Raw genomic sequence first — 5,210 nt, forward strand, 5'->3', positions numbered from 1 at the left:
CCGTGGCGGGTAAGATTTGCGGCAAGGATGGCGTTGGAGGTGGGTTCCGTGTCCACAAGGACGCCGTCGCAATCGAAAATAACAAGATCGGGGCGTGTCATCATCCTATCGCCTCCGGTTGGCCATGGCAATGCGCATAAGCGCCCGGCGGCAGATGGCCTCATCCGGATAACCCGTTGATTTGCATTTCATTTCCGCATCCAGCGTAATCTCGAGGCAGGTTGCGAAATGCGCGCTCGACTTCCCGCCAATTTCCGCCGCCGCCTTTTTCTGGTTGAAGAAGGGAATGCCCGCCTTGCGGATGGCATCCTCGGCGCGGGCGCCGGCATCGCGGATCGCCGCCGCCTTATGCAGCTGTTTCAGCTGATTCTGGATCATACGGAGAAAACCGATGGGGCTTTCCCCGGCAGAAAAGGCGCGTGTGAGGTATTTTTCAAGTCCATTCAGATCGCCGAGCAGGGTCGCATCGATCACATCGAAGATACTCTGCGCGCTGGAATCCCCAATATTGGCGCGCGCATCGGCGAGGGTTATCGGGTCCGTCCGCCCATGCATGTAAAGCACCAGCTTTTCCAGCTCGCCCCGGGAAATTGCCCGGTCACTGCCGAGGTTTTCGCGCAAATATTCCATCACCTCGCGCGACGGGGTGAGGTTCGCCGCGCCCAGCACCTCGTTGATCAGGCTGAGAATATCCTGCGCTTTGTCATGAAAACAGGGCGTCACGGCGCCATTCGGCGCCTTGCTGATCATCTTGACGAGGGCGCTGTCTTTTCGAATGTCTCCCGCCTCAATCACCAGCACACTATCGGTGAGATCCAGTTCCAGCACAGGCTCGATATAGCCTTTGGCGTTGTTCGTCGCCCCGCGCAGGCGGACCACGCGCTCCCCGCCCATCATGGAGATGGCCGTCACCTCGTCCAGCAGCCGTGCGGGATCATTGCTGAGATCGCTGGCCTCCATCTCGAGGAAGCGGAACGGATCGTCGAGACTTTCGACAATATTCACGCAGATCGCGCGGGACAGCTCCCGCACCAGGCCTTCGTCGGGCCCGAACAGGAGGAAAATGCGGTATTTCGGGTCTCGGGACTTTAAAAAAGCAGGAATTTGGTTGCTTTTCAGCTCCACCGGGTCAGCGCCCTGCGAAGAAGACGGAAAGCTGCTGGTTTATCTGTTCTGCGGCAACGAGGGCGGCGCGCTTTTCGGCGTTATTCGCGGCGGCGAGGTTGGCAAATTCCGACTGCACCACGTTGTAGGAGGCAATATTCTGCGTCGATCCGGAGTAGATAGCCTCCTTCCCGGCGGCATCCGTCAGGCGAAACTTGCTGTTGAGCGTCAGGTTAAAGCGGGTCTTGGTGTCGTCATTCTGAATGGCGAGGCCTTCGGACTGAACCTCGATGACGACGGCGAGGCGATAGGTCGGCGTTTTCGGAATGCCGCCCGGATTGGCAAGATCGAGCAATTCATTGCGCAGGATCTGCCCGGTGCGCCCGTTAATCGGCTCGACATACACCTGAGCGAGCTTATCCTGCACCCCGGCGTTGCGGGTGGCGCTGCCGTAGAGCGGCTGAAACCCGCAGGCGCTGATCGCGCTCAGGATCATGAAAACAAGACTGGCCCTAAATAACGACATTGACGATCCGGTTCGGGACTACGATGACTTTGCGAATGGCATTTTCGCCAATTGCATTCTGGACTGATTTCTGCGCGAGCGCAATTTCTTCCACTTTCGCGGCCTCTTCATCGAGTGCCACCTCTATGGTGCCGCGCAGCTTGCCTTTTACCTGAACCGCCATGGTGACCCGGTCCTCGACAATGAGGGCAGGGTCCGCCTGCGGCCAGCGGGTCTCCACCAACATGGTGTCATGCCCCAGCATCTGCCAGAGTTCTTCGGCGAGGTGGGGCATCATTGGCGCGACCAGCTGGACAATCGTCTCCATGCTTTCGCGTAGCGCCCATTTAGCATCTGGGCTGTCCTCGAACTTGAACTCGTTGAGCGCCTTCATAAACTCGTAGATGCGGGCGATGGCATTATTGAAATGCAGATTCTCGATATTCTCCGTCACCTGCGCGATGGTTTTATGTGCGGCTTTTCGAAGCTCCAGCGCGCCGCCGGAAAATTCACCGGGGACCGTCTCACCTGGGGCGGCGGCCATATCCAAATTTTCCGAAATATAACGATGGAGGCGCTGTTTGAAGCGCCAGGCGCCGGTTGCGCCCGCGTCGGTCCATTCCATGTCGCGGTCCGGCGGGCTGTCGGAAAGAACATACCAGCGCGCGGCATCGGCCCCGAATTTCTCGATAATCGCGCCGGGATCGACGACATTCTTCTTCGATTTCGACATCTTCTCGACGCCGCCGATGGTGACAGGCTTGCCGGTCGCGAGCTCTACCAGCTCTCCCGCATCGTTATGGTCCACCTCGTCCGGCAGCAGCCATTCGCCGGACGTGGATCTATAGGTTTCGTGGGTGACCATGCCTTGCGTGAACAGCCCGGCAAAGGGTTCCTTCACATCGGACCAGCCGGTTTGCATCATGCCGCGCGAATAAAACCGTGAATAGAGCAGATGCAGGATCGCATGCTCGATCCCGCCGATATACTGATCAACGGGCAGCCAGTAATCCACCTTCTCCCGTTCCACCGGCAGATCTGCACGAGGGGAGCAAAAGCGCGCGAAATACCAGGATGAATCCACGAAGGTGTCCATGGTGTCGGTCTCGCGCGTTGCATCACCGCCGCATTCGGGGCATTTCACATGCTTCCATGTCGGGTGATGGTCGAGCGGGTTGCCCGGCTTGTCGAAGGTCACGTCATCGGGGAGCTTGACGGGGAGATTCTCCTCCGTTTCCGCAACGGTGCCGCATTTTTCGCAATGGATCATCGGGATCGGGCAGCCCCAGTAGCGCTGACGCGAGAGGCCCCAGTCCCGGAGGCGGTAATTGATCTTTTCTGTGCCCTTGCCGACCTCCTCCAGCCGACGGATAATCTCGGTCTTGGCGGCCTCGACTTCCATCCCGTCGAGAAATTCCGAATTGATGATCTTGCCGGGGCCGGTATAAGCCTCGTTACTAATTTCCGGATCAGCCCCGTCCGGCGCAACCACGGGGGTGACTTCCAGCCCGTATTTCCGTGCGAAATCAAGGTCGCGCTGGTCATGGGCGGGACAGCCGAAAATCGCGCCCGTGCCATAATCCATCAGGACGAAGTTGGCGACATAGATGGGCAGCGTCTTGCCGGAAATAAAGGGATGGGCGACTTCAAGGCCCGTATTCACGCCCTTTTTCTCTGCCTTTTCAATGGCTTCCTCGCTGGTGCCCATCTGGTGGCATTCGGCGACGAAGGCTGCAACATCAGCGTTATCTTTCGCCAGCCGCTGGGTCAGCGGGTGATCGGCGGAAACCGCCATGAAGCTCGCGCCGAAGAGGGTATCGGGCCGCGTGGTGTAGATATTGAGCGGATCGTCTTCACCAACGATTTCAAAGGCGATATGGGCCCCTTGCGAGCGGCCGATCCAGTTCTGCTGCATCAGGCGCACACGATCAGGCCAGCGGTCGAGGGTGTCGAGGGCTTCCAAGAGTTCCTCGCTATAGTCGGAAATACGGAACATCCACTGATCCAGTTTCCGCTTCTCGACCACAGCGCCAGAGCGCCAGCCCTTGCCATCTATCACCTGCTCGTTGGCGAGCACGGTCATATCGATGGGGTCCCAGTTGACCCAGGTCTCTTTCCGGTAGACGAGGCCTTTCTTGAAGAAATCGAGGAAGAGCTTCTGCTGATGCCCGTAATAGCCGGGGTGACAGGTGGCGATTTCCTTGCTCCAGTCGAGCGACAGCCCCATGCCTTTCAGTTCGTCGCGCATATGGGCAATATTGGCATAGGTCCAGTCGGCGGGATGGACGCCCTTGTCACGCGCGGCGTTCTCGGCGGGCAATCCGAAGGCATCCCAACCCATGGGGTGCAGGACGTTAAAGCCTTGCGCCGCCTTATAACGGGCGACGACATCGCCCATGGTGTAATTGCGGACATGGCCGATATGAATGCGCCCGGACGGATAAGGGAACATCTCCAGCACATAGTATTTCGGCTTGGCCGGGTCGGCCTCTACCTCGAAGCTTTTATGCTCGGCCCAGCTGGCCTGCCATTTGGCTTCAACTTCTTTCGCATTATAGCGGGACATAGGTTGTTTCCCGTTCCATCCTGGTCTTGTCTGTTTAAAGGGCGCCTGTGCCGCCTTCCTCATCCCTTGAAAAGATTGGGGTGCGAACTCTCTATGGGCCCGGTTCTTATAAGGTTATTCGCCCTCGCGCGCTACCCTGAGGCCGCGCGCCTTGGCAAGAATGGCATTTTCAAGATCCCCGGTAACCTTGGGCGCAAGCGGGACAGCAATCCACTGGTTCGCTGTATCAAGGTTCTGCTTGAACGCCGTTACGCGGACCCCGTCCGCGCGCAGGCGCCGGTCGAGGATATAGACGGTCACCTTGAAGCGCTCATTTGGGGAATCGGGGGAGGAATACCAGTCCGTGATAATCACGCCGCCAAAAGGGTCGGCGGACGAAAGCGGCATGAAGGACAGCGTGTCGAGCGAAGCGCGCCATAAATAGGCATTGACCCCGAGACCGCCGCCGGAGCCGACGCCGCCGTCAAGGTTCTTATCTTCTTCACCGCCAAAAAGACCGCCCTTGCCGAAAACCGTGTCATCCGGCGCGTTGCCCGTTTGATAGACTTGACCCCGGCTGGACGTTGGAAAGGTGGAATTTGCACTCAAATCAGATTCACAACCCGTCAGCAATACCGCCAGGCAACAGCCGACTGCTACCGTATATAATCTTTGTCGTGTCATATCTGTCAGAATCCTCATTTCCTCTGGCTACTAAACGCTCAAATTAGGGCGAAATCAAGTTGGAGGAGTTTATGCCAGCTTTTCTGTCCCGACAACAGCAGAAAATAGCGGCGCCGGGCTCTTTTCGGTTCCGGCGGGCACGAGCCGCAAACCGGCAGTGTGACCCAAATGTGACTTTTTAAGCACAGTTCGGTAAATTTGGCAAAAACGCCATCGTCTTACGCTTGACCGGAAGGCCGTTAACCTTCTTTACTCCCTCTTGACTTACGGGTCCTATGGCCTTGCGTCTGTATTTTAATCTTAGTTCTCTGGCTTTCTGAGCAGAGGGGAGACAAAATGAAAAAAGCAATCTTGGGTACGACAGCGCTCGTT

At 57.7% G+C, this 5,210-nt stretch carries 4 protein-coding genes and 1 pseudogene; all 5 read right to left on the reverse strand.

The genetic code is table 11. From position 1 onward, the window contains the following. Window positions 1-104: pseudogene (locus P1U71_RS18090) on the reverse strand (HAD family phosphatase); the annotation flags it as partial. A 1-nt stretch (window position 105) separates the two neighbouring features. Then, complete coding sequence (gene holA, locus P1U71_RS17680) at window positions 106-1,125, reverse strand: DNA polymerase III subunit delta (protein ID WP_301106996.1); 1,020 nt, start codon at window positions 1,123-1,125, stop codon at window positions 106-108. A gap of 4 nt (window positions 1,126-1,129) precedes the next feature. Further along, the gene (gene lptE / locus P1U71_RS17685; protein ID WP_301106997.1) at window positions 1,130-1,630 is read right to left on the reverse strand and encodes an LPS assembly lipoprotein LptE; all 501 of its coding nucleotides are present in this window, start codon (window positions 1,628-1,630) and stop codon (window positions 1,130-1,132) included. Beyond that, entirely contained in the window at window positions 1,617-4,175 is a 2,559-nt protein-coding gene (leuS, locus tag P1U71_RS17690; RefSeq protein WP_301106998.1) for a leucine--tRNA ligase, read from the reverse strand. The genes lptE and leuS overlap by 14 nt, the downstream gene beginning before the upstream one ends. Before the next feature lie 114 nt (window positions 4,176-4,289). Beyond that, window positions 4,290-4,838, reverse strand: coding sequence for a DUF3576 domain-containing protein (locus P1U71_RS17695; protein ID WP_301106999.1), 549 nt, complete (start codon window positions 4,836-4,838; stop codon window positions 4,290-4,292). Window positions 4,839-5,210 lie beyond the last annotated feature (372 nt).

Source organism: Sneathiella sp. (assembly GCF_029233945.1).
GTDB lineage: Bacteria > Pseudomonadota > Alphaproteobacteria > Sneathiellales > Sneathiellaceae > Sneathiella.